This is a genomic window from Embleya sp. NPDC050493, from assembly GCF_044458105.1.
Classification (GTDB): domain Bacteria; phylum Actinomycetota; class Actinomycetes; order Streptomycetales; family Streptomycetaceae; genus Embleya.
The window spans coordinates 58,486-81,804 of record NZ_JBITHP010000021.1 but is presented as its reverse complement, the minus strand read 5'-3'; the positions used below and the strand labels follow the sequence as shown (position 1 = coordinate 81,804).

The window sequence follows — 23,319 nt, the reverse complement described above, 5'->3', positions numbered from 1 at the left end:
GGGCCGATGCGAGTCGCACGCGGTCGGTCGCCGGGTCGCCGTCGGCCTCGGCGGGAGCCCGGCCGCGGCGGGCACGGGGTTGGCGGCCGCTCACCCGCCCGGCTGGGGATCCGGGACGAACACGGCGCGGTCCCGGTGGAAGGTCATGGTGCCGGCGGTCGAGCCGTCCCAGCCCAGTCCGCCGGGTTCGTAGCGTTTGCTGACGGTGGCCCACCACAGGTTGGAGGTCATCACGTGACCGACCTCGTCGAGGTAGGCCCGCATCCCCGGTTCGCCGCCGTGCGGGCCGGCCAGGATGCGGTCGCGCAGGTCGAGGAACTTGCGCTCGGTGGCGTCGATCAGCCCGCAAATCTTGTTCATCGCGCCTTCGAGGTCGAGCCCCTCGGCCTCCCCGAGGTAGTAGACCAGGTTCACCCGGTCGTCCATGACCAGTTCCTTGCGGTACGAGACCAGATCGTTGATCAGCGTGTATCCGTCTATCGCGGTGTTGTGGAGGGCCACCATCTCGGCGGTGCGAAACGCCTCCTGGGACAGTGCCACACCCGGCACGCCCTCCTCGGCGAAGCCGAACAACCAGCGCACGCCCAGACTGTGCCGACGGTCGTCCATGTACGTGTCGTAGTCGGATATCCCGGCGTCGCGCCAACTCTCCAGCTCGGTGGTGAAGCCGTGGGCGAAGTCCTCCATGTAGGACACGAAACGAATCCAGCGGGCGGGCGGCATGCGTTCGCGCAACCAGGAGAAGTCCTCGCGCAGCGGGGTCGAGCCGTCCCCCCAGCCGAGCAGGTCGGACATGAAGCGGCCGAAGACGTTGCGGGTGGCGAACGAACTGCCGCCCAGTCCCGCCTTGTCCACCAGGCTGTTCTCGATGCCGATCAGGTAGTTCATCACCTTGGCTGTGGTCAGGGCGAGTTCGTAGTCGGCGTGCGGAACCGACAACGACACCAGCAGCGTTCCGTCCACGTTCTTGTCGATCCGAGCGGCGTCGCCGGCGTAGGCGAAGCCCAGGTGCCGGTGCGCCCACCAGCGCGATTCGCGCATCAGCCGGTCGGTCTCGGGATGGAACGTCATCGGCAACAGGTTCGCGAGCTTCGGCAGATGGAAGCTGATCGGGAGGTCGACGACGGTGGGTGTGCTCACGCCGGGCTCCTTTCGCCGGTCTGCGTTGGAGTGTTCCTGCCCCCGCCGCGCAATCCGGCGGTGCCGGGCGCGGGAGCGCGCAGAGTCGTGGGTTGCGCCGCCGACGCGCCCCGGCCCCGCGGGGTACCCGAACGACGATGCGCGCGCAGGGCCAGTCGATTGCCGAGGTGACCCAGGGCCAGCAGGGTGAAGTGGTCGGCCAGACAAGGGATCACGTACAGGAACGGTCTGGTGCCGAGCATGTCCGGTACCGACTCGATCCCGCCGTCGCCGCGTTGTGCGGCCAGCAGGTGCTCGACGCCGCGCGCCACCGGGCGCGGGTCGCTCTGCCGACACAACGCGATCAGGGCGTAGGCGGTGCTGATCGCGTCGCTGGGGTCGCCGGGTTGCTGGCCCCAGCCGCCGTCCGGGTTCTGCCCCTCGCGGATGGCGACGAGCGCCCGCTTGACGGTGGCCCGGTAGGCGTCCGGGCCGCAGGCGTCGATGGCCAGCAGGGCGCGGAAGATCGAGTGGTAGCGGCTTCGGCTCCAGTCCGGTTCGAAGGTGCCGTCGGGGTGTTGCGCGGCGGCCAGGAACCGGCGCCCGGCGGTGATCCGTTGCACGTGTCGTGACGCGCGTACGCTCAGTGCGTTGACCGCGGCGGCGGTCATGCACGCCTCCGACGGCGCACCGGTGATGTACGTGGGGAATCCGCCGTCCGGACCCTGATAGGACCACAACGCGCGCAGGCCGAAGTCGATGGTGCGCCGGTAGCGCACCGGGTCGGTGGCGTGCAGGAACTCGATCGCCACCGAGGTGTCGTCCACGTCGGCGAGCACCGCCGCGTCGGTGTACGACCAACCGCCGTCCGGCCGTTGGCCCGCCGCGAGGTGGTCGCCGATCCGCCGGCGGACCTCGTACGGCGCACCGGAGGCGTCCAGCGCGACGCCCGCGGTGACCGCACACCACGTGTCGGTGTCGGTCACGAACGGCACCCCACCGTCGGCACGTTGGTGGGCCAGTGCCTTGGCCACGCCGTTGACGAGCAGCGCGTCCAGATGCGGCCGGTCGGCGAGCGCGTGCAGCACCAGCAGGTGCACCAGGATGTTGCCCTCCCAGACCCCCGGGCCCTGCTGGGTGTCCACGAGCAGGCGCAGTTCGGCCGGGGCGATCTCGTCCGCGTGACCGGTGAGGTCGGCGAGCGCGACCTTGAGCGCGACGGTCTGCACGTGCGCCCACGGATGCAGGTTGCCGGTTTCGAACGCGTCCGGGTCGAACGGCCGGCGGGCGGCCCGGCGCGGTGGGCCGAGCAGGGACAGCACGGTTTCCAGCATGACCCGCTTGCGGGCATTGAGAAATGCCGGCGCCCGGCGCAGAAATCGGTCGAGCAGGTCGCCCGCGCCGTGTTCGGAGGTGTCGCCGACGTGGCGTAAAGCAATCGTTGCGAGCAACCGGTCCAGGGGTTCGGCGCCGGCCAGGCAATCGGTCAGGAAACCGGTGACCCGACGGTGGTGATCGGCTTCGATACCGGTGCGCTCCAGAAGGCGCAACAACAGTGCCGATTCGAGCACACGGCTGCGGCACGGACCGCGCACCGCGCCGTCGGGACCAACCGAGTCGGCGACCCGTCGACGCAGCCGGGCGGTGGCCACCGGGAGTTCGGGGACGAACAATTCCGCAGGCCACCCCGGCAGTCGGGTCTCTCGCACGCGCATCGGTCAGCGCCTCCCCCACACGTCCTGTCGCAAGCTGTGCCGTCGTGTCCGGTGTACCCGGGTATGGCGCCGAGCGGAGAAGGGGTGCTGCGGTTGGGGTACCCGGCGCGGAATGCACGCCCCGGCGAGTGGACGACGCCCATCGCCCGAACCGGGTGTGTTCTCAACACGAAATCACCCGAAGGCGTGAATGCGGAAGCCTGTACTCGTTTGTTGTCTCAATTGGTGAGTTATCGCCATCAAATGTGCTGGAAATGAACGGCTATGGACGGCACTTCAGTCCGCCGGGAGCAGCCCTTCGAGACCGGGCGCGGTCCTGGTGGGCACGAATTCGACAACGTCGTACGTCGCCACACCCTCGCGACGGAACGGGTCCTCCGCAAGCACGGCGTCGAGCGCGGCCCGATCCGTGGCACGCGCCAGGATCACTCCACCGGTACGGGGCACCCGACGGCCGGAAGCCAGCAACGTGCCGGTCGCGTAATGCCGGTCGAGCCATTCGAGGTGCCCGGCCAGCAGCGCGTCGACGTCCTCGAGGGGGGCGACGTAGGTCAACGTGATCACGAACATGTCCCCGATCGTAGGACGTGCCGCGGCCGGGCGAGGGCGGGTCGTCCACATGCGGCACGAATCACGCTCGGGCGGCGGCGCCCCGACCGTCCGCGTTCGCGAAGGGCGATCCGGTCCCGCGCTCGATGCCGGCGGCACCGTGGAACCCCCGTAGCGCCACGGATTCGGAGCTCCCTCGTGCGGATTAGTCTCATGATCACCACAGGCCGGAAGGGACACGCCGATGAACACCGAAGCCACGACCGAGACCGTCGCCGAGACCGAGACCGAGACCGAGACCGACGCCGAACTCGCCGGGCAGCCCGTCGGCTATTGGACCGGGCTCGCGCACCGTGAGGTGATCGCCTACATCCGCAGCCGGCAGGCCGAGCTCGGGCTCACCCAGCCGCAGTTCTGGCTGCTGCGGCACCTCTCCACCGACGACCTCTCGCCCGACGGCGAGCCGCGCTCGGTGGCCGACCTCACCGCCGCCATGAGCGAGTACCTGCTGCCCGGCGACGACCTCGCCGCCGAGTCGGCCGCGCTCGTCGCCCGCGGTTGGCTCGCCGAGACGCCGGACCACCTGCTGGCGGCGACCCCGGAGGGGGAAGCGGCCCGGCTGCGGGTCAAGGCGATCGGCCCCTCCGTGCGCGCCCACATCCACGACGGCATCACGGACGCGGACTACGCCACCACCGTGCGCGTCCTGCGACGCATGATCGCGAACGTCGCCGGCCCCGCGGCGGACCGGTAGCCCGCGGCGAACGGTAGCCTTCGCGGGGAAATGCCTTGTTCGAGCCGGGTCGGGTGGGCCATTCTCGGCGCATGATCACTCCCGAGACCAAGAGCTGGACCTGGGTCCTCGAGTCGGCCTGTCCCGACTGCGGCCTGGACACCCCGGCCGTCCCGCGCGCCCGAGTCCCCGCCCTGACCCGCGCGAACGCCGCCGCATGGCACGAGCTGCTCGTCTCCGGCGGCGACGAACTGCGCGTCCGGCCGAACCCGGGCACCTGGTCTCCGACCGAGTACGCGTGCCATGTCCGCGACGTCTTCGTCCTGTTCGACGAGCGCCTGCGGCTGATGCTGACGCAGGACGGCCCGGACTTCGCGAACTGGGACCAGGACGCCACAGCCGTCGAATCGCGCTATGCCGAGCAGGACCCGATCCGGGTCGCGGCCGACCTCGCGACGGCCGGCGCCACGCTGGCCGACGCGTTCGCGGCGGTCGCCGAGGACCAGTGGACCCGTACCGGCAACCGTAGCGACGGCACGACCTTCACCGTCGAGTCCTTCGCGCGCTACTTCGTCCACGACCCGATCCACCACCTGTGGGACGTCACCGGCATCCGCGCCGACTGACCCCGCCTCGCCCGCCGCCGACCCGACGGGTGGTGGGCGGCGGGCGCCGGGTGTGGCCGGATGGGCCACCGAGCCCGAGTCGGCCGAGCCGAACAGGGTATGGCCGGCCGCATGGCGGACGAGCAACACGGATGCGAAGCACCGGACCGAACCCCGCCCGCGTGCCGGACGGACGACACGTGCCGACTCCTTTACCGGGTCCGACGCACCGCCCGACCGACCAGACACCCCGGCGACCGGCTCCGACACCCGAGCGGGCGGATCGGCGGGGGCGAGACCGCCTAACGGCCCGCCAGTTCCTCCGCAAGCGCGCCGGCCACCGCGTCGCGGACGGCCGATTCGGTCGGGGTCGCGCGGCCGGCTTCGGCGGCGAGCTCGGCCAGGGATGTCATCGTCGTGTCCGGGAGAGCACACGCGGTGAACGTGGTGAACGCGCTCAGGTCGGGGTCGATGTTGAGTGCGAAGCCGTGGCTGCTGACGCCGCGTCGGATCCGCATTCCGATCGACGCGAGCTTGCGGTGGTCGGGCGTCCAGATGCCGACCAGACTCGGTGCGCCGGGCGGAGTCTCGCGCCGGATCGCGGCGAAGCCGAGCGTGTCCAGGGCGGCGAGCAGGCCGTTCTCCACCCGGCGCACCAGGTCGCCGGGGCCCAGCGCGCGCACGTCGACGATCAGGTAGCCGATCAGCTGACCCGGCCCGTGGTAGGTCGCGTGGCCGCCACGGTCCACCTCGACCAGCGGGATCGGTGACGCCGGATCCGGGAGGTCGGCGGCCGGGGTGCGCGCGCTGTAGGTGATCACCGGCGGGTGGGTGAGCAAGAACAGCCGGTCGGGGGCGAGTTCCTGCTGCCGCTCGGCGACCCAGCGCGTCATGTCGACCTGCGCCGTCGGGTATGCCACCGCGCCCAGGTCGACCCGCACCGGCGCGGTCGGGGTCGTGGCCTGTCCGGGCATCGCGCCGACCTCCTATACCGCCGCCGAGCCGTCGGCCCGGCGCCAGCGCATCGCGGTGGCGAAGGACAGGTCGACGAAGTCCGCGCCCGGGAAGACCGCGCCGTAGCGGGCCCGATACTGCGCGCGGGTCAGGTAGTGGTCCGACATCAGGTGGTCCAGCCATGCCGCGCCGGTGCGGAAGCGGTACAACCACCAGGCGTCCCGGGCGCGCATGTGACGAAGGTCGCGGGCCAGTTCGCGGGCGGCACCGGCGATGTACTGCCGGCGCGTCGCGGCGGGCACGGTGGCCACGTTGTCGACCAGGACGATCTCGCCGCCGGGTCGGACCAGCGACTTCAGGTGCGCCAACGCCGCGCCCAGGTCCGGGAGGTGGTGCAGGGTGCCCATGCTCAGCACCAGGTCGAAGCCCTCGCCGTCGTGTACGTCGGTGAGCGAGGCCACCTCGTAGCGGATCCGCTCGTGCGGGCGGCGCACCCGGGCGACCTCGATCAGTGGCGCGCTCACGTCCGCGGCGAGCACGTCGGTGTAGGAGCCGGCCAGGGCCAGTGCGTGGCGGCCGGAGCCGCAGCCGGCGTCCAACGCACGGTCACCGGTCAGTTGCAGCCCGGCCAGCCACTCGCCCAGGGGGTCGCACAGTCCCGCATAGCGGTCGTAGTCGCCCGCGAAGGCGTCGAAGAGCCGCGGATCGGCCTTGAGCGGTTTCGTTGACTTGGTCAAGAATGGCTTGCGTGTCCCGAACCACGTGCGGGCCCCGAACCAGGCGCGCACCGCGGACCGGGCACGCGCCCCGAACCATGGGCGCGACACCGAACGTGTCGCGTCGGCCGGTTCGTGGTCGACCGCCCGGTCGACGATCGGGCGACTCGTCCCGATCGGCGGCACCGGAACCGGATTCGCACTCTTCGGTTCCCCGGTCGCCCGGTCCGACACCGTGCGACTCGAAGCCCTTTGCCCCTCAATCATGCCGAGGATGACGCCCCCATGTCCTTCGTACTCGTCGACAAGCCCCGCCCCCATGTCACGCTCATCACCCTCAATCGACCGGACCGCATGAACGCCATGGCCTTCGACGTCATGGTCCCCTTTCGTGAGGCTCTGGAAGCCGTGAGTGCCGACAACGATACGCGTGTCGTCATATTGACCGGCGCCGGGAGGGGTTTCTGCTCCGGTGCGGATCTGGAGAATTCCGGCCGGATCCCCGGCATCAAGGGTCTGACCCGAACCAGCATCGCCCGCCGTTCGATGGAGATCCTGGACGACGTGATCCTGGGACTGCGCCGGATGCACCAACCGGTGATCGGCGCGATCAACGGCCCGGCGATCGGCGGCGGCTTCTGCCTCGCCACCGCCACCGACATCCGAATCGCCGCCGACACGGCCTACTTCCGGGCGGCCGGCATCAACAACGGACTCACCGCGAGCGAGCTCGGAATCAGCTATTTGCTCCCCCGGGCGATCGGGTCGTCTCGGGCATTCGAGATCATGTTGTCCGGACGGGACGTGGACGCGACCGAGGCCGAGCGGATCGGACTGGTGTCGCGCGTGGTGTCGGGCGAGAAGTTGCTCGACGACGCGTACGAACTCGCCGAGCGCATCATCGGGTTCAGTCGAGTGGGGGTGGAAGTGACCAAACGGTTGCTGTGGTCCGGCATGGAGGCGAGCAGCATGCACTCGCACATGGACCACGAGGGGCACGCCCAGTTGTACGTGCGACTGACCACGGAGAACTTCGAGGAGGCCATTCGGGCCCGCAAGGACAAGCGACGACCGGAGTACAAGGACTGACGGGCATTCGGACGGACCTTCAGCCGAAAGACTGACGGATATTCAGCCGGATGCCGGCGTGACGTCGACCCGATGTCGGTGTCACATGTCCGTAATTACTTGGTCCGGACTTCACACGTTGAGTGAATGTTGAACATGTGTTGACCGGGAACGGGCAAGCTCAGGCTCATAGTGCGGCGGTCCGGCCGGATCCGGCGGGGCCGCCGGCCACACCACGGGGGTGTGAGCGAGATGCGAGGAGAGTTTCCGTGCTTCACGGAGGGAACGACGAACTGGCCGCCGTCACGGCACTGCTGCAACGGACGCGCGCCGGTGACGGCGGAGCGATCGTGCTGCGCGGGGCCGCGGGGGCGGGCAAGACGACGCTCCTGGGCGAGGCGATGTGGCAGGCGAAGGGGATGACCGTGCTGCGCACGGCCGGACCGCGCGGCGGAGGCGCCCTCCCCTACACCGCACTGCGCCAGCTGCTGGCCGGCCTGCACCCGAGAATCGGCCGACTCCCGCACACCCGGGCCCAGGCGCTGCGCACCGCGCTCGGCCTGGCTCCCGGCGCGGCCGATCGCGGCGTGGTGGCCGCGGCGGCCTGCTCGCTGGTCCTGATCGCCGCCCGGGAACAACCGGTCCTGATCCTCGTCGACGATGCGCACTGGCTCGACGCGGCCTCGGCGGCGGTCGTCGCCTACATCGCGCGGCGCGCCGAGGGTGTGCCGATCGCCGTCCTTCGCGCGACGCGGGAAGGCGCGGGTGCGGACGCGAACTCGGCAGCGGCGAAGCCGGCCGGGGACGCGGGCGCACGGGTCGCGAGCGATGCGGGCGCGGCGGAGGCGCCGGCATCGGCGGGCGCGGCGGGCGAAGGCGCGGGCGAGCGGATCGCCGGCTCGACGGGCGCGTCGGGCACCGCGGGCATCGCGGGCACCGCGGGCGAAGGCACGATCGGAGCCATGGTCGGCAGCGCGGCCGACAGCAGCGCGATCGGCGGCAGCGGGGTCGAACCCGGTGCAGCCGAGCGGGCAGCCTCGGATCGCAGGGTCGGCGACAGCTCGGCCATGGGCGGGGCGGCTTCCGCCGGCCGGCCCTCCGGCCCCGACACCGGCGCTGACACGGGCACCGTTACCGGCATCGACGCCGACACGGCCACGGCCACCATCAACGACACCGACACCGATCGCACAACCCACGCAACGGAGCCCGTGACGAGCCACCCGGCGTCGGACACCCGACGCGGTCGGCCGGAAGCCGGCCCGGCGGACGCCGTGTTCCCGGTCGCCGACGGCGCAGAGCGGGCAACGGCGGCCGCCGGCGACGGAGTCGGCGCCGCAGGCAGGCGACTCCCGGAGGGCGTCGCGCCTTTCGACGCGGTTGCGGCGGCGCGGCCGGCGACGGAGACCTCCCGGGGCGCCGCCGGGGCCGGGGGGCGCCGGCCGGGTTCCGGCGCGGCGGTCGCGGGTGGGGACGTACCGTTCGCGGCGTTGCCCGAGGATGCGCGTCGGCTGCTTGCGTTGGCCGCGCTCGAACCGGCTGCCGACCTGGACCAGTTGGCCGTTGCCGGCCGCCGGATCGGCATCGGGCGGAGCGCTCGGCTCGCGGTGTTGCGGGCCGGGCTGGTCGACGCCGCCGAACACCGGGTGCGGTTCCGGAACGCGGCGGCACGCGAAGAGGTGCGCCGCTCGCTCACCCCCGCGGAGCGCCGCTCACTGCACGGAGCACTGGTCTACGCCGCGAGCGGTGCTCTCGCCTACCGGCGACCGTGGCACCTGGCCGCGCTCGCCACCGGCCCCGACGCCGATCTCGCCGCCGCCCTGGAAGCCGGCGCCGGCCGCACCCGCCGCGAGCTCGGCGCGGGCGCCGCCGCCGCGACCTGGGAGCAGGCCGCCCGACTGACCTCGGACGCCCCCGTGGCCCGCCGCCGCTACGTGGCCGCGGCATACGCCGCGTGGGAGGCGGGCTTCCCGGCCCGTGCCCGCACCCTGCTCGACACCGCCGACGCCACCGACCTGCCCGGCGTCGTCGACGAGGGCGCCTCGGCGCACTCGTCCGGCACCGCGATCCGGCTCCGCGCCGCCCTTCGGCACGCCGAAGGACACCGCTCCGAAGCGGGAGCACTGCTCTTGGAAGCGGCCCACGGCCGCGCCGCGCTCCTGCTCGCCGCGACCGGCGCCGCATGGGAGGCGGGCGACCGCGCCCGGACCACCCAGGCCCGCGCCGCCCTGTCCGCCCTCCCCCTGGCCGACGACGACCCGCTGCGCACCGTCGTGGCCGCACTCGGCGCCGACGGCGTTTCGCCCGCGATGGTCGCCCCGGCCACCCGGGCCCGGCTGTACGGCCTGGGCATCGCGCTGTGGGAGGTCACCCCGCTGGCGGTCCACGCGGCGGCCACCGACCAGGCCGCCTACGAGGTCCTCCTCGACGAGGCTGCGGTACTGCGCACCCACGGCGCCCGAGGCGCCCTCGCGGCGGCCCTGATGCCGCTCGCGGTGGCCGGCGCACTGTCCGGGCGGGCCGTGGAGGCCGAGACGCACGCCGCCGAGGGCCTGCGGCTGGCCCGCTCCACCGGGCAGGGCACGCTGGCCGCGTGGTTCCTGGCCGCGCTCTCGATGGCCGCGACCACCCAGGGCCGGATCGCCGAGGCGCGCGACGGCGCCTGGCAGGCCCTGCGGCTGACCGGCACCAAGGGGCTCACCCCCGTCGGCGCCTACGCGCTCTACGCGCTTGCAGTGGTCGAACGCGCCGAGGGCCGCACCGAAGCCGCCTGCGAACTCCTCGCCAAGGCACTGGCCGCACCCGCCGGCGCCCTGATGGAGGTGCGCATCCGCGCCGAACTCGCCACCGCCGGCCCCAACCGCTCCGGCGTCGCCGCCCTCCCCCCGCGCCCCACCCACCCCAACACCCCACCGCTCGCGCTCACCGGCCGCATCACCCGCACCCCCCAACTCGCCACGGGCAGCGCCTGACCCGGCCGCCGGACCGGCGAATCCCACCACCCCGCCCCGACCCCGCCGGAGCACCCCCGCCGGCGCATCGCCCCCGAGCCCTCTGCTCTGCGGCCGGACCGTCGCCCCTCACGCACGGCGACCGTCCGCTCGCCGCACCCCGAAGCGGACAGATCCGGCGCCGTGAGCCCCGCAGGGATCGCAGCCCGGGCCCCGAAAGCGTCGAAACGGACACACCCAGCGCCACCAGCCCCGCAGAGACCGCGACCCGGGCCCGCGAAACCCGTCGAAGCGGACACACCCAGCGCAGCAAGCCCCACAGAGACCGCAGCCCGGGCCCGCGAAACCCGTCGAAGCGGACACACCCAGCGCCGCAAGCGCCACGCGCGCGCCGACCCCGGCCCCCCGAAACCCGTCGAAGCGGGCACCCCGCGGTCCACCGCGACGAGTCCCCCGGCGCGGCTCGCCCGATGGCGGACTTGTTCTGCGGACACCTGGGTAGATCGTCGGCGTGACGGAACGCGGCGCGATCGAGGACTGGGACACCCGGCTGGGCTGGATGCGCGCGCTCGTGTCTGACGACGAGATCGCGCACCGACGCGCCCTGGACCGGTATCTGGAGGTGACCCGGGAAACCCGCGAGGCCCGCGCCGCCTACGACACGATCGTGCTGCGGGTGCCCCGCTCGGTCACCGCCGAGGAGGCGGCCTGGCGGCGCTTTCGCACCGCGTGGCTGCGCACGCCCGCCGCGGCCCTGCTCGCCGAGCCGCCCGCGCCCGCCGAGGTGCCCGACTGGGGCGGGCTGCCGTACGCGCTGACCTATCTGGAATGGGAGGCCCGGTATCCGGTCGAATGGACCCGGCATGCCAAGGTCTGGAGCACCAAGCAGCGGCTGATCCGGCTGCTCGCCGTCCCCGGGCACCACGCCCCGGCCCGGGCCCGGCTGATCGACCTCGTCGAACTCGTGCTGTACCGCCGGCATCGGTGCAAGGACCGCGAGTACTCGCGGATCGCCCGCGTGGTGGACGGCGAGGACCTGCGCGCCCGGTTGGCGAAGGCGCAGGTCTCCGGCGAGCCGTGGACCCGGGACCAGGCCGGGCACGTGTTGTGGTTGTTGCACAACCCGCAGATCCCGATCACCCGCACGAACTGGTTCCGCTGGATGTCCGCCACGGCGACGGACACGCCCCGGGCGACCCTGCCCGCCCCTCCCTCCACACCACCCCCCCGACCACCCCGACGCCCCTTCCCCACCACCTCGTTGACGAGCCGTCATTCGCCGTACAGCACATGCTTTCCCGCCATAGGTTGTGCACCGACAACTTCGGCGACAGCGGCAACAGCCTTCCGGGGGACGACATGGGTCGAGCCGACGACATGGGCAGCACACATCGCATCGAGGCGTTCGGCCGGCGGCATATACCGCATGCATCCGCCGCGGAAACGGAGGCCGCGACCCGGTGACCGCGGAACCGGACACCGACCACCCGCCGCACGTCCTGGTCGTGGACGACGACCCCTCCATCCGGCGGGCCTTGGAGCGTGGCCTGCGCCTGGCCGGGTACCGCGTCACCCTGGCTCCCGACGGCGGCCGCGCACTCGAACTGATCGCGCCCGCAGCGCCGATCGTGCCCGCCGCGTCGATCCCACCCGGCACGCTCGACCCGCAGGTAGTGGTCCTGGACGTGGCCATGCCCGGGGTCAGCGGCATCGAGGTGTGCGCCGCGCTGCGGGCCCGGGGCGCCGAGACGCCGGTCCTGATGTTGTCCGCGCGCGACGAGACCGCCGATCGCATCGCGGGGTTGGAGAGCGGCGCCGACGACTACCTGGTGAAACCCTTCGATCTGCGCGAACTCGACCTTCGATTAAGGGCGTTACTCCGCCGGCGCCCGACGGTCGGCGCCGGCGAGCCGGTCCTGCGGGTCGGCCCGGTCGCGGTGGACGTGGCCGCGCACGTCGCGACCTGCCACGGCGCCACCCTGGAGTTGACCCGTCGTGAGTTCGCGCTGTTGGAGGTCTTCACCCGCAATCCGGGCCTGGTGCTGACCCGGGATCAGTTGCTGGACCGGGTCTGGGGCTACGACTTCGACGTGCGCACGGACGTGGTCGACACCTTCGTCAGCTACCTGCGCCGCAAGTTGGAGGCGGGTGGTCGACCCCGCGTGCTGCACACCGTGCGCGGGGTCGGTTTCGTCCTGCGTGCCTCGGGCGGTTCCGGATGAAGCTCTCCACCCGGGTCGCACTGTCGGTCGCCGTCCTGGTGCCCCTGCTCGTGTTGGGCGCGGGAACCCTCGTGGTGCGCTGGGCCCGACACGACCTGATGCAACGTCAGGAGCAGCAGCTCCAGCAACGGGCCGACCGCCTGACCCCACCCGCACGGATCCTGGCCCGGGCCGACCTGGACGAGCGCCAACAGGCGATCCGCACCCGCCAGTACCGGATCCTGGGCCTGGCCCTGGATGTCGGCCTCCGCCTCGACACCCCGGAGGGGCCGCTGTTGGTGGGTCCCCAGCCGCCGGAGGATGCGCAGCTGCCCGCGCGGGCGCCGACCCCGGTGACGGTGCACGCGGGTGGGCGTTCGTGGCGGATGGTGACCCGGCCGCTGCCGGGCGGCTCGTTGTACGTTTTCGTGCCCTCGGGCGAACCCGCAGCGCAGGCCGCGCTGTTGCGCCGCCGGGTGTACGTGGTCACCGCGTTCACGGTGCCGCTGTCCGGGCTGGCCGGACTCGCCGCCGGCGCCGCGGCCACCCGGTCGCTGCGCGCGCTGCGTCGCCGGGCCGCCCGGCTGGATCCGGACGACGGTGCGCACGACGCGGTGCACGTGCCGTCCGGCGTGGTCGAGGTGGACGAACTCGGCCGCACCCTCGACGACGTGCTGGGCCGGTACGCGGCGCAGACCGCGCGCACCCGGGAAGCGCTGGAGACCGCACGCTCGTTCGCCGCCACCGTCGACCACGAACTGCGCGGCCCGCTCACCGGGATGCGTACCGATCTGGACGTGCTGGCCACCTATCCGGACCTGGCCTCGCCCGAGCGTGAGGACGTGGTCGCCGACCTACGGGTGGGCCACGAACGGGTGTTGTCGGTGTTGACCGCGCTGCGCGCGCTCGCCCAGGGCGATCTGGTGGACGCATCGGCGTTCGGGCCGGTCGAGTTGGGCGAGATCGCGCACGCGGCGGTCCGGGCCGCGCCGAGCCGCCGGCCCGGCGCCGAGGAGTCGACCGACCCGGAGACGGTCGACGTGCGGGTCGAGGCGCCGCACGAGGTGGTCGTGTACGGACTCGCACCCGGGCTGCGCCTGCTCGTGGACAACCTGGTGGGCAACGCGCTGGTGCACGGGGCGGGTCGGGTGCTGGTGAAGGTGCTGCCCGGGATGGACTGCGGCGTGGTGTGCGTGGACGACGACGGGCCCGGCATCGCACCGGAATTGCGCGAGGTGGTCTTCGAGCGTTTTCGGCGCGGCCCGGACAGCCCCGGCGCCGGACTGGGTTTGACCCTGGTGGCCCAGCAGGTCGCGCTGCACGGCGGCCGGGTCACCGTCGGGGTACCGCCGTCGGGACGGGGCACCCGGATCGAGGTGGTCCTGCCGCTGCGCGCCGACCCGGTCGCGGCCCAAGAGCGCGCCTGGTTGGGCATCCGAACCCCGGGGCCGGCGAATCCGCCCGCGCCCGGCACGTCAAACCCCCGGCCCGCGTCGGCCGTGTCCCGGACCCGGGCCGACGTACCGAAATCCCGCGCGGCGCCCCGGTCCGCCGGGAAAATCCCTTCCCCGGCGGCCCGTTCACAGGAAACCCACAAGGAACGGCCCTAGCCTCGCGCTACGCCGTGCCCGCCCGGGGTGGGGCGGGCACGGCGTTTCGGGGGAGGTCGCGCATGCGTGTATTCGACCGCAGCGAAAGCGCGGCTCCCACCGATCCGGTGCCCACGGGGGCGCGGCTTGGGGCGCCCTTGGCGTATGCGGGAACGCCCGGTGGCGGCGGCCACCGGGCGCCCGCCCCGTGCTCGCGGCTGCTGCGGCGGGACCCGCAGCCGGCCACGGCGCCGACCAGGTTCGACGGCGACCCGAGCGGCACGGGTTCGATGGCGCGCATCCCCTGGTGGAGCGCGACGGACGAGCGGCACATCCGGCCGAAGGCGGCGACCTGCCTTCGGAACGACCGGGCCACGCCTTGGCATTCGGCGCCGGAGTGGCGGCGGCGGAGCACCGCTACACGGGTGCGCGGGGCGTGGCGTGCCGCCCGGCCGGTGAGAGCGGTCGGGTGACTCGCGGGCTCGCCGTGCCCGCGGCGACGGCGGGCATCCTGGCGGCGCTGGTGTCGGCGATCGTCGCACTGGGCGTGGACGGTGCGGACGAGACCGCCTACGGGACGCACGAGGTGGGCACCATCACGCCCGCGGCCGGCCCCGAACCGGCCGCGTTCACCTCGATCGTGCTCGGCGCGCGAAACGCGGTCGACTGTACGCGGGCCGACGTGCGGGGCGGGGAACCGGCACTGCCCTGAGGAGATCCGCCCCGGGGCCGCCGCGGCCGATGCCGCGGTCGGCCCGAGGACGGTGTGGGATGCGCGGATCACGGAGGGGGCGATCCGGACATCCCACACCGCTCCCCGGCGCCGGCGCTCGGAGCCGGCCGGCGCTCAGAGCTGTAGGTAGCGCAATACCGCCATCACCCGACGATGATCGGTGTCCGAAGGCGGCAGGTCGAGCTTGGTGAAGATGTTGCCGACGTGCTTTTCCACCGCGCGCTCGGTCACCACCAGCTTCTTGGCGATCGCCGCGTTCGTGCGGCCCTCGGCCATCAGCCCGAGTACCTCGTGCTCGCGCGGGGTGAGCGTGCTCAGACCGCCGCTGCGCAGTCCGGCGCCGAACAGCTGGGTGACCACCTCGGGGTCCAGCGCGGTGCCGCCGGCCGCGACCCGCTCCAGCGCGTCGGTGAAGTCCCGGGTGTCCACGACGCGTTCCTTGAGCAGGTAGCCGACGCCCGCCGCGTTGCCGCCGAGCAGTTGTGCGGCGTACCGGGTCTCGATGTACTGCGAGAAGACCAACACCCCGATGCCGGGGTGGCTTCGGCGGATGTCGATCGCGGCCCGCAGGCCCTCGTCGGTGTGGGTCGGCGGCATCCGGATGTCGACCACGCACACGTCCGGTTTGTGCTCGACCACCGCCGCCCGCAGGGCGTCGGCGTCCGCGACGGCGGCCGCGACCTCGTGGTCGCGGTCGAGGAGCAGTTGAACCAGGCCGTCCCGCAGGATCGCGGCGTCTTCGGCAATGACGATGCGCATGGGCTCGATCGTCCCATGCCCCGACCACCCCTCGGTCCCGGTGTCCCGGTCGGTACTCACCCGCCGGCCGGCAGTTCCACCGTCACCTCGGTCGGCCCGCCCGGTGGGCTGACGATCCGTAGCGTGCCGTCCACCGTGCGTACGCGTTCGACCAGGCCGGTGAGGCCGCTTCCCTTGCTCGCGTTCGCCCCGCCGCCGCCGTTGTCGCTGACCGTCATGCGCAACCGGCCGTCCCGGACCCGTACATCGACCGTCGCCGCACTCGCGCCGGAGTGGTGTGCGACGTTGGTGAGCAATTCGGCGGCGCAGAAGTACGCGATGGTCTCGATCGTGGCGGGCGGACGCACGTCGATGTCGGTGTGCACCTGCACCGGGACCGCGCTGCATGCGGCCAGGGTGGCCAGCGCGGCGTCCAGGCCCTGGTCCAGGACCGGTGGGTGGATGCCCCGGGCGAGGTCGCGCAGTTCGACGATCGCCTCGCGGGCGTTGCCCAGCGCGCTGTCCACGAGCGTGCGGGCGCGGTCCACGTCCATCGGCCGCTCGGTGTCCTCGGTGTCCAACTTCTCCTTGGCCATGCTGAGGTTCATCGCGAGCGCGACGAGTCGGGCCTGCGCGCCGTCGTGCAGGTCGCGTTCGATCCGGCGCAGCGTCGCGGCCGAGTCGTCGACGGCGATCGCCCGGGTCTCCTCCAGATCGGCCACCCGCTGTGCGGACTTGGTCGGCCCGAGCAGGGCGGGGATGAGCAACCGATCGAGGTGGACGACCCCGCGGACCGCCCAGGGGGCGATAAGCAGGATCGGGATGGCGGACAGGCTCACCAGCAGCGCGAGCGGCCAAGTGTCGAAGTACAGCTCGTTGATCTGTATTCCCGAGCGGCGGTCGACGCCGTGCGCGTCGGTGGTGTGCGGGTCGAACACGACCAGGAGCAGCGGGTACGCCAGCATGACCAGCCCGTAGCACCAGAACGTGCCGGTCACCAGGAGCGTCAGCACGCTCAGCGGGAATTTGAGCACGTGGTAGGCGATCGCCCGCCAGCCCTCGGCGTTGCCCAGCGAGGAACCCAGCAGCCCGAGCGGGCCGCGCTTGGGCCGGAACGTGCGCAGCGGCGGCGTCTCGACCCCGAGCATGGCGCGCGCGAGCCCCCGGTGCACACCGCCCCAGGCCCGTGCGCCCATCACCGCGAGGGCCAGGATCGGCAGGCCGACGAGGGTGACGGTCAGCGCGACCCCGAAGACCGCGAACAGGAAGATCGCGGCGAATCCGAACATCGCGAGCGGGAAGGTGAGGATCGCGTAGCCGGCCTCGGCCCACGTCCGTTTCGTGAACGGGGCCTTCAGGAACGTGTGCATGGGGGCATCCTCGGGGGCGTAACGGTCGTGATGGTGGAGTGTGCTCATGCTCCCCGGCGCGGGGCACCCGGATCGAGGGTGACACCCCCCGACCTGGTGGTTCGGTTTGCCCCACCTCTCATACCGGATTCATATCGGATGATTCGCCCACGCGATGACCCGCCCCGGGGATTCACCGCGTCTGCCGCCGGTTCCCGGTCCGTACCGCCAGGGCCACCGCGTCGGCCAACCGCTCGGTCTCCTCGGCGGTGAGGGTGGACACGGTGATCCGCAGGCCGGGCGCGGAGGTGATCCGAAATCGCGAGCCGGGGGCGACCGCCCAGCCCCGGGCGAGCAGGCCGGCCACGGCGGTGGTTTCGTCGGGCACCTCGATCCACACGTTGATCCCGGTCCGACCGACCGAGGCCACTCCACGGGCGCGCAACGCGTCGATCAGTCGGGTACGGCGCACCCGGTACGTCTCGCGCGCGAGTCGGATGTGTTCGGCCACGTCGGGGTCGGTCCACGCGTGCGCGATCGCGTGTTGCAGGACGTGGCTGACCCAGCCGGGGCCGAGCCGCTGCCGACCGCCGATCCGGTCGACGGTCACCGCGTCGCCGGTCAGGATCGCGCAGCGCAGGTCCGGCCCGTAGGCCTTGGACACCGAGCGGATGTGCGCCCAGTGGGTGCCGACACCGGTGAGGGTGTGCAGGTCCAGGCCGGAGATGTCGTTGCCGTGGTCGTCCTCCAGGAGCAGCACGTGCGAGTGCGCGGCCAGGATGGGGCGCAGTTCGGCGGCCCGTTCGGCCGACACACAGGCGCCGGTGGGGTTTTGCGCGCGGGTGGTGACCACGAACGCGCGGGCGCCGGCGCGCAGCGCGGCCTCGGTCGCGGCCGGGTCGGGGCCGTCGTCGTCGACCGGGATCGGCCGTGGGGTCAGGTTCAGCGCGGCGAGCAGGTCGAGCAGGTTGCCCCAGCCCGGATCCTCGACCGCGACCAGGTCGCCGGGCCGCAGGTGCGCGGTGAGCGCACGCTCGATGCCGTCCAGCGCGCCGGAGGTGGCGGCCAGGTGGGTGGTGCCCACGCCGCCGGCGCGCAGCACCGCCCGGGCCGCGTCGGCGAACGGCTCGTACAGAGCGCCGTGCAGGTAGAGCGGTCGCCAGCCGCTCGGATCGGGGAAGGTTGGCGACGGCAGCAGGGCGGGGTCGGGCTCGCCGTTGGACAGGTCGCGCGTGCCGGGTGGCACGCCGGGGCCCAGGTCGTCGCGCCGGGTGGTCGCCGGGCGGGCTCGGATCCGGGTGCCGGCCCGACCGTGGGTCTCCACGATGCCCCGCTCGCGCAGAGTGCGGTACGCGGCGGCGACGGTATTGGCGTTGACGCCCAGTTCGGTCGCGAGTGCGCGCACCGGCGGCAGCGCGTCGCCGGGTGCGAGTTCGCGTGCGTGCAGGTCGCGTTCGACGGATGCGGCGATGTCGGCGGCGGTGCGACCGGTGATGGCCATGGTTCTCCTGCGTCTGGGCGTCGCGCTGCGGGGTGTGGCTGCGAGATGCCGGGGCGGCGGCTTCCGGGGGTGGGATGCGAAGCCGGATCCGGGAGCGGATTCCGGCCGCGGGTCCACATCCGGCGGATCGTCGGATTATGCCGTTGACATCCTCCCCGGAGCCGGCCCTATTGTACTACCCCAATGACCATTTTGAACTAGTACAAAGGATCTTCGGAATGACCGACTACCCCGTCACCGCGGCCACCACCCCGCATCGCCACCGCGACCGCATGCGCTACGACGTCGAGGCGGTACACGCGATCCTCGACGCCGGCTTCCTCGCCCACGTCTCGTTCACCCTCGGCGGCCTGCCGCAGTTGCTCCCGCTCGCGTTCGGCCGCGACGGCGAACGGCTGTACCTGCACACCTCCAGCGGCGGACAGCTCGCCCTGGCCGCGCGCGCGAGCGGCGCCGAGGGCCTGCCGGTGGCGGTCTCGGTCACCCACGTGGACTCGGTGGTGCTCTCCCGCTCGGCGATGCACCACTCGATGGACTACCGCTGCGTGATCGCACACGGCCCGCTGGTGCATGTCACCGACCCGGACGAGCAGTCGCACGCCTACCGGGTGATCATCGACCACCTGGTCCCGGGTCGCGCCGACGACGTCCGCCAACCCAGCCCGAAGGAGAACGCGCAGACCGCGGTCTTCCGACTGGAACTGGACCGGGTCGCGGCGAAGATCCGCGACCACGGCCTGGCCGAGGACCCCGACGACCTCGACCTGCCGCACTACGCCGGCGTGGTCCCGCTGACCACCACCCGCGGCCCGATCCGCCCGGACCGGGACCAGGAGATCCCGCCCTACCTGGCCGAGTGGCTCGGCGCATCCTGACCCGGTGCGGACGCGGTGCGGCTCAGTCGTGTTCCACCCGGGACGCGACTCGACAGGCGGCCGCGGCCGACAGCACGAACACGCTCGCCACGATCGCGAGTTGGGTGATCGGCAGGTCGACCCGGTCGTGCTCGGCGGCTTCGGTGACCACCTCCAGGACGCGCGCCGCCGGGCTGCCCGTGACCACCAGTGCGGTCAGGGTGGCCAGCGCCGCGAGCGGGACGGCGTACGCGGGGCGCCGCATCAGCGGGCGGTTGGTCAGCGCGCCGATCGCGACGCCCGCCAGGATGGTGACCAGCTGGGCCACCGCTCCCGCAGCGATCGCCTCGCCCCGACTCACGCCGTGCGTGGCGTGGTCGGCGATCCGGTCGGTCGAGGCGACCAGGGCCGCGGTGCACAGCGCGGCGAGCACACAGGTCAGGACCAGGGCGATCAACAGCGCGGCGAGATGCGCCCGGCCGGGTCCGACCGCGGCCGAGGTGGTGTGTCGGGCCGCCGCGGGCTCGACCGTGACGGACACCCGCGTGAGCCACACCGCAATCGGCATGATCGCGGCGGCGGCCCACCCGAACGAGGCAAGCAACGGGTCGCCGCCGGCCGCGCCGATGGCCATCACCGCGGCGTAGACCAGCGCGGGCGGCACCCATCGATGGGACCGCAACACCAGGGCGGCCTGATATCGCACCACGGCGGAGATCACGCGCCGTCTCCTTCCCGGTGCACCGCGCGCACGCCGACCCCGGGCACGGCGGTGAGCAGATGACGCAACAACGCGTCGGAGTGCGCCGTGGTGCTGTGCAGCCGAAGCACGCCCGGTCGCGTCTCCTCGCGGACGGGATCGCCGGGCAGGCGGTCGAGTTCGGGCCGGTGGCCGGTGTCGATGTCGATCACCACCCGGATCGCGTTCGCGGTGGAGATCGCGGGCGCGACCGCACCCGCCTCGACCCGGTACGTGTCGGTCACTTCGTCCGCCAGGCGGCGCGGGTCGTGATCGACGAAGACCACGGTCGCGCCGGCCTCGACCCGCTCGACGACACAACCGTCCAGGACGTCGCGCGAGGGGGCGTCGAGTCCGGTCCACGCCTCGTCCAGGACGAGCAGATCCGGTTCGGCCATGAACGCCTGGGCGACCGCCACCTTTTGGCAGGTGCCCTTGGACAGCCCGCGCAGCGGCGCCCGTACCTTGTCGACGAAGTCCAGCCGCTCGGCCCAGTCCTCGGCCCGCCGCCGGCTCTCCCGGCCGGTGAGACCGTGCAGTCGGCCCAGGTGGGTGAGGTATCGCAGGGCGGTGAGCGGCAGTTCGGGCGGGAATCGTTCGGGGACGTAGGCGGCCGAGCCACGTTCGGTGACGCTGCCGGTGGTCGGTTCGCAGACCCCGGCGACGACCCGCAACAGTGTGGACTTGCCGCTGCCGTTGTCGCCTTCGACCCGGACCAGCCCACCGCGCGGCAGGTGTAGGTGCACTCCGCGCAGCACCCATGGGCCGCGCAGGGCATATCGCTTGCCGACACCCGTCAGGTGCACCGCCGTCCCCCTTCACCGGAACCTCGGCAGCAGACCTTACGGCAGGACGAGGTCGGCCACATCGCACCGGCGCGCACAACGGACGTGAACCACCGGGCGGTTGGCAGGAGTTCAGGGCCGCCTGGGAACGCACCCGGGCCCGCCGATTTCGCGGCGGGCCCGGATGTACGCGCAGTGCGGTTGTCGCGTCGGCGTGGCGCCGTGGCGCCTCGCCTCGGCGTTCGCGGTGCCGTGGCGCCGTGGCGCCGTGGCGCCGTGGCGCAGACCTACAGGTCGGTCTTGGAGAGCTTCGGCGCGGCGGCGGTCTTCAGGTCCGCTCCCGCCGGGTTCGGTACCGGGTCGGGGAGCTTCCCGCAGACCGCGTCGGCCGGGCCGTGGCCCCTGCCCTTCGGGGTCTTGCCGGTGACCAGGTACTCGTTCAGGTAATCGTCCAGGCAGCTGTTGCCGCTGAGCGAGATGCCGTGGTTGCGGCCGCCCTGCTCGACCACGAGGGCCGAGTCACGGAGCAGGCGGTGCATCGTGACGCCACCCTCGTACGGGGTCGCGGCGTCGTTGGTCGCCTGGAACAGCAGGGTCTTGGGCAACCTGTCGTTGGCGACGTTCACCGGCTTGAGGCTCGACGTCGGCCAGAACGCGCAGGCCGCGTTGAACCAGACGTTGTTCCAGGTCAGGAACGGCGCCTTGGCGTAGGTCTTCACCGCGTCCCGGTGCCAGGTCGCCCAGTCCTTGGGCCAAGCCGCGTCCCGGCACTGGGTGGCCAGGTAGCCGCTGTTGATGTTGTCGTTGCCCGGGCTCGCCGCCGCCAGATCCTCGTACGCGGTACGCAGCGGAGCGGTGACGTTGTCGACCACGTATCCCGAGAAGCCTTCGGCCAGTTCGGCCCAGGTCGAGTCGTTGTAGCCGCCCTGCGCGAACGCGTCCTCGACCTCGGCGCCGCCGACGACACCCTCGGCCGGGTTCTTGCTCAGCTTGTCGCGCATCGTGTACCAGGCCTGCTCGACCTTGGCCGGGTCGGTACCCAGGTGGTAGTTCGCGTCGTACTTGGCGACCCAACCGAAGAAGGCCTTCATGTTGTTGTTGAAGGCGACGTCCTGGGTGAGCTGGCCGCCGTACCAGATGCTGTCCTTGCTCGGGTCGACGATGCTGTCCAGCACCAGTCGCTTGACCCGGCTCGGGAACAGCTTGGCGTAGACCGCACCGAGGTAAGTACCGTACGAGTACCCGAAGTAGCTGATCTGCTTGGCTCCGAGGGCGGCGCGGATCGAGTCCATGTCCGCGGCCGAGGCCGGCGTGTTCATGTGCTTGAGGAAGTCGCCGTACTTGTCGCCGCACGCCTGGGCGTACTGGTACACCCGCTTGATGTTGGTCAGTTCGTCACCGAAGTTGTCCGGGACGGTGTCCGGACGGACCGGGTTGTTGAAGCCCGGTACGCAGTCCAGGTGCGGCTCGCTGGCACCCGCACCGCGGGGGTCGAAGCCGATCACGTCGAACTGCGCGGCCACCTCGGGGCGCAGGTTCTTCGCGACGTAGCCGGCCAGTCCTCGACCCGGCGCACCGGGGCCGCCGGGGTTGACCAGCAGCGGGCCGAGCGACTTCGCCGCGGTGTGCGGAATCCGGGACACCGCGATGGTGATCTGCCGACCGCCGGGGTTGCTGTGGTCCATCGGGACCTGGAGTGAACCGCATTCCAGCGTCGGGTAGTTCGAGCTGCCGCAGTTCTTCCAGGCGATGGGGGTGGATGCGGACTCGGCCTGGGGTGCGGGCGAGTCGTCCGCCAAAGCCGGCGGTGCGAGGGTCAGGAGCCCGCCCACCAAGGTAGTGGCGGCTGCGAACGCGACGAGAGTGTGTCTCTTCACGTGGGTGTTCCTCCATGTGACGGATCTGTCACGAGTGACATCGACGCCGCAGATGCTGCCGTGTCGATGACCGGTGCGACGAGGGGGCGGTCGACTCGAAGCGGGAATCCTTGCCAAGCGGAGTGGTTACCATTACCCAGATTTTGGGTTTACCACGCGCCGCGCCCGTTTGGCCGCATATGTGGACGATTGCGCAAGGAGTCGGTCGACTGCGCTCCGTGGCCGACGCGCGTAGCGGACCCGGAGGTTTGGTGTGGGATCGCCCGATCGCCACCGGTGTTCGATCCGTCCTGGATCCCTTTGGGTATTCCACCGGCGGCGGGCCCCGAACCACCCTCGCCGCGGGAGCGTGATCCGCGCACGGGTGACGGTGAACCGGCCGCATGGGTCGAGCGCGGACCGGCCGCGCATGGGACGCGTTGCGCGCCGGTCGCCGAGGAGCCCCCGTCCTCGGCGACCACACATGGACCGGACCCGATCCCCGCCGGGCCCGGCGGGGATCGGGGGGCCCGGGTCGGGTGAGCCCACGTACGGCGGAGTCTG

Annotated in this window: 19 protein-coding genes; 8 read left to right on the top strand and 11 right to left on the bottom strand. The window is 72.3% G+C overall.

Annotated features, from left to right (window positions below; all coding sequences use genetic code 11):
- Positions 1-90: 90 nt before the first annotated feature.
- The 3 genes from ACIBM5_RS32400 to ACIBM5_RS32390 form a co-directional block, all read right to left on the bottom strand.
- The gene (locus ACIBM5_RS32400; RefSeq protein ID WP_396010167.1) at positions 91-1,140 is read right to left on the bottom strand and encodes a hypothetical protein; all 1,050 of its coding nucleotides are present in this window, start codon (positions 1,138-1,140) and stop codon (positions 91-93) included.
- The gene (locus ACIBM5_RS32395) at positions 1,137-2,834 is read right to left on the bottom strand and encodes a prenyltransferase/squalene oxidase repeat-containing protein (RefSeq protein WP_396010166.1); all 1,698 of its coding nucleotides are present in this window, start codon (positions 2,832-2,834) and stop codon (positions 1,137-1,139) included. The genes ACIBM5_RS32400 and ACIBM5_RS32395 overlap by 4 nt, the downstream gene beginning before the upstream one ends.
- Positions 2,835-3,110: 276 nt before the next feature.
- Entirely contained in the window at positions 3,111-3,404 is a 294-nt protein-coding gene (locus ACIBM5_RS32390) for a YciI family protein (RefSeq protein ID WP_396010165.1), read from the bottom strand.
- Positions 3,405-3,627: 223 nt separating this feature from the next.
- Here ACIBM5_RS32390 and ACIBM5_RS32385 point away from each other — a divergent pair, with 223 nt between their 5' ends.
- A complete protein-coding gene (locus tag ACIBM5_RS32385; protein WP_396010164.1) occupies positions 3,628-4,137 on the top strand; it encodes a MarR family winged helix-turn-helix transcriptional regulator in 510 nt (169 codons plus the stop codon).
- Positions 4,138-4,208: 71 nt separating this feature from the next.
- Positions 4,209-4,742 carry a DinB family protein gene (locus ACIBM5_RS32380; protein ID WP_396010163.1) on the top strand — a complete coding sequence of 178 codons (534 nt, stop codon included), beginning with the start codon at positions 4,209-4,211 and terminating at the stop codon, positions 4,740-4,742.
- Positions 4,743-5,023: 281 nt separating this feature from the next.
- Here the strand turns inward: ACIBM5_RS32380 and lipB are convergent, their stop codons facing one another.
- Both lipB and ACIBM5_RS32370 read right to left on the bottom strand, forming a co-directional pair.
- The gene (lipB, locus tag ACIBM5_RS32375; RefSeq protein ID WP_396010162.1) at positions 5,024-5,695 is read right to left on the bottom strand and encodes a lipoyl(octanoyl) transferase LipB; all 672 of its coding nucleotides are present in this window, start codon (positions 5,693-5,695) and stop codon (positions 5,024-5,026) included.
- A 12-nt stretch (positions 5,696-5,707) separates the two neighbouring features.
- Positions 5,708-6,412 carry a class I SAM-dependent methyltransferase gene (locus ACIBM5_RS32370; protein WP_396010161.1) on the bottom strand — a complete coding sequence of 235 codons (705 nt, stop codon included), beginning with the start codon at positions 6,410-6,412 and terminating at the stop codon, positions 5,708-5,710.
- Between the two features lie 264 nt (positions 6,413-6,676).
- Between ACIBM5_RS32370 and ACIBM5_RS32365 the strand changes: the two genes are divergently transcribed.
- From ACIBM5_RS32365 to ACIBM5_RS32345, 5 genes are all read left to right on the top strand, one after another.
- Positions 6,677-7,480 (top strand): enoyl-CoA hydratase, encoded by an 804-nt coding sequence (locus ACIBM5_RS32365; RefSeq protein ID WP_391585992.1) that lies wholly within the window; start codon positions 6,677-6,679, stop codon positions 7,478-7,480.
- A gap of 248 nt (positions 7,481-7,728) precedes the next feature.
- On the top strand, positions 7,729-10,431 hold the full coding sequence (locus ACIBM5_RS32360) for an AAA family ATPase (protein WP_396010160.1): 2,703 nt from the start codon (positions 7,729-7,731) through the stop codon (positions 10,429-10,431).
- Positions 10,432-11,870: 1,439 nt separating this feature from the next.
- Positions 11,871-12,632, top strand: a complete 762-nt coding sequence (locus ACIBM5_RS32355; RefSeq protein ID WP_396010158.1) for a response regulator transcription factor — start codon at positions 11,871-11,873, stop codon at positions 12,630-12,632.
- Positions 12,629-14,221, top strand: a complete 1,593-nt coding sequence (locus tag ACIBM5_RS32350; RefSeq protein ID WP_396010157.1) for a sensor histidine kinase — start codon at positions 12,629-12,631, stop codon at positions 14,219-14,221. Before ACIBM5_RS32355 ends, ACIBM5_RS32350 begins: the two co-directional genes overlap by 4 nt.
- A gap of 358 nt (positions 14,222-14,579) precedes the next feature.
- The gene (locus ACIBM5_RS32345; protein WP_396010156.1) at positions 14,580-14,912 is read left to right on the top strand and encodes a hypothetical protein; all 333 of its coding nucleotides are present in this window, start codon (positions 14,580-14,582) and stop codon (positions 14,910-14,912) included.
- Positions 14,913-15,047: 135 nt separating this feature from the next.
- Here ACIBM5_RS32345 and ACIBM5_RS32340 read toward each other — a convergent pair whose 3' ends face one another.
- The 3 genes from ACIBM5_RS32340 to ACIBM5_RS32330 all read right to left on the bottom strand — a co-directional run bounded on the left by ACIBM5_RS32340 (position 15,048) and on the right by ACIBM5_RS32330 (position 18,521).
- Positions 15,048-15,692, bottom strand: a complete 645-nt coding sequence (locus ACIBM5_RS32340) for a response regulator (protein ID WP_391585998.1) — start codon at positions 15,690-15,692, stop codon at positions 15,048-15,050.
- Positions 15,693-15,748: 56 nt separating this feature from the next.
- Positions 15,749-17,041, bottom strand: a complete 1,293-nt coding sequence (locus ACIBM5_RS32335; protein WP_396010155.1) for a sensor histidine kinase — start codon at positions 17,039-17,041, stop codon at positions 15,749-15,751.
- A gap of 172 nt (positions 17,042-17,213) precedes the next feature.
- Positions 17,214-18,521, bottom strand: a complete 1,308-nt coding sequence (locus tag ACIBM5_RS32330; RefSeq protein ID WP_396010154.1) for an aminotransferase class I/II-fold pyridoxal phosphate-dependent enzyme — start codon at positions 18,519-18,521, stop codon at positions 17,214-17,216.
- 218 nt (positions 18,522-18,739) lie between these two features.
- Between ACIBM5_RS32330 and ACIBM5_RS32325 the strand changes: the two genes are divergently transcribed.
- Positions 18,740-19,396, top strand: a complete 657-nt coding sequence (locus tag ACIBM5_RS32325; RefSeq protein WP_396010153.1) for a pyridoxamine 5'-phosphate oxidase family protein — start codon at positions 18,740-18,742, stop codon at positions 19,394-19,396.
- Between the two features lie 22 nt (positions 19,397-19,418).
- Here the strand turns inward: ACIBM5_RS32325 and ACIBM5_RS32320 are convergent, their stop codons facing one another.
- The 3 genes from ACIBM5_RS32320 to ACIBM5_RS32310 form a co-directional block, all read right to left on the bottom strand.
- Positions 19,419-20,096 carry an ABC transporter gene (locus tag ACIBM5_RS32320; RefSeq protein WP_396010152.1) on the bottom strand — a complete coding sequence of 226 codons (678 nt, stop codon included), beginning with the start codon at positions 20,094-20,096 and terminating at the stop codon, positions 19,419-19,421.
- Positions 20,093-20,920: an ATP-binding cassette domain-containing protein gene (locus ACIBM5_RS32315; protein WP_396010151.1), complete on the bottom strand. Its 828-nt coding sequence runs from the start codon at positions 20,918-20,920 to the stop codon at positions 20,093-20,095. The genes ACIBM5_RS32320 and ACIBM5_RS32315 overlap by 4 nt, the downstream gene beginning before the upstream one ends.
- A gap of 266 nt (positions 20,921-21,186) precedes the next feature.
- Complete coding sequence (locus ACIBM5_RS32310; RefSeq protein ID WP_396010150.1) at positions 21,187-22,776, bottom strand: alpha/beta hydrolase; 1,590 nt, start codon at positions 22,774-22,776, stop codon at positions 21,187-21,189.
- Between the last annotated feature and the right edge of the window lie 543 nt (positions 22,777-23,319).

Coding starts and splice junctions, on each gene's coding strand:
- ACIBM5_RS32350 (WP_396010157.1), top strand. CDS start 12,629: ATGAAGCTCTCCACCCGGGTCGCACTGTCGGTCGCCGTCCTGGTGCCC.
- ACIBM5_RS32385 (WP_396010164.1), top strand. CDS start 3,628: ATGAACACCGAAGCCACGACCGAGACCGTCGCCGAGACCGAGACCGAG.
- ACIBM5_RS32340 (WP_391585998.1), bottom strand. CDS start 15,692: ATGCGCATCGTCATTGCCGAAGACGCCGCGATCCTGCGGGACGGCCTG.
- ACIBM5_RS32330 (WP_396010154.1), bottom strand. CDS start 18,521: ATGGCCATCACCGGTCGCACCGCCGCCGACATCGCCGCATCCGTCGAA.
- ACIBM5_RS32380 (WP_396010163.1), top strand. CDS start 4,209: ATGATCACTCCCGAGACCAAGAGCTGGACCTGGGTCCTCGAGTCGGCC.
- lipB (WP_396010162.1), bottom strand. CDS start 5,695: ATGCCCGGACAGGCCACGACCCCGACCGCGCCGGTGCGGGTCGACCTG.
- ACIBM5_RS32395 (WP_396010166.1), bottom strand. CDS start 2,834: ATGCGCGTGCGAGAGACCCGACTGCCGGGGTGGCCTGCGGAATTGTTC.
- ACIBM5_RS32325 (WP_396010153.1), top strand. CDS start 18,740: ATGACCGACTACCCCGTCACCGCGGCCACCACCCCGCATCGCCACCGC.
- ACIBM5_RS32390 (WP_396010165.1), bottom strand. CDS start 3,404: ATGTTCGTGATCACGTTGACCTACGTCGCCCCCCTCGAGGACGTCGAC.
- ACIBM5_RS32335 (WP_396010155.1), bottom strand. CDS start 17,041: ATGCACACGTTCCTGAAGGCCCCGTTCACGAAACGGACGTGGGCCGAG.
- ACIBM5_RS32365 (WP_391585992.1), top strand. CDS start 6,677: ATGTCCTTCGTACTCGTCGACAAGCCCCGCCCCCATGTCACGCTCATC.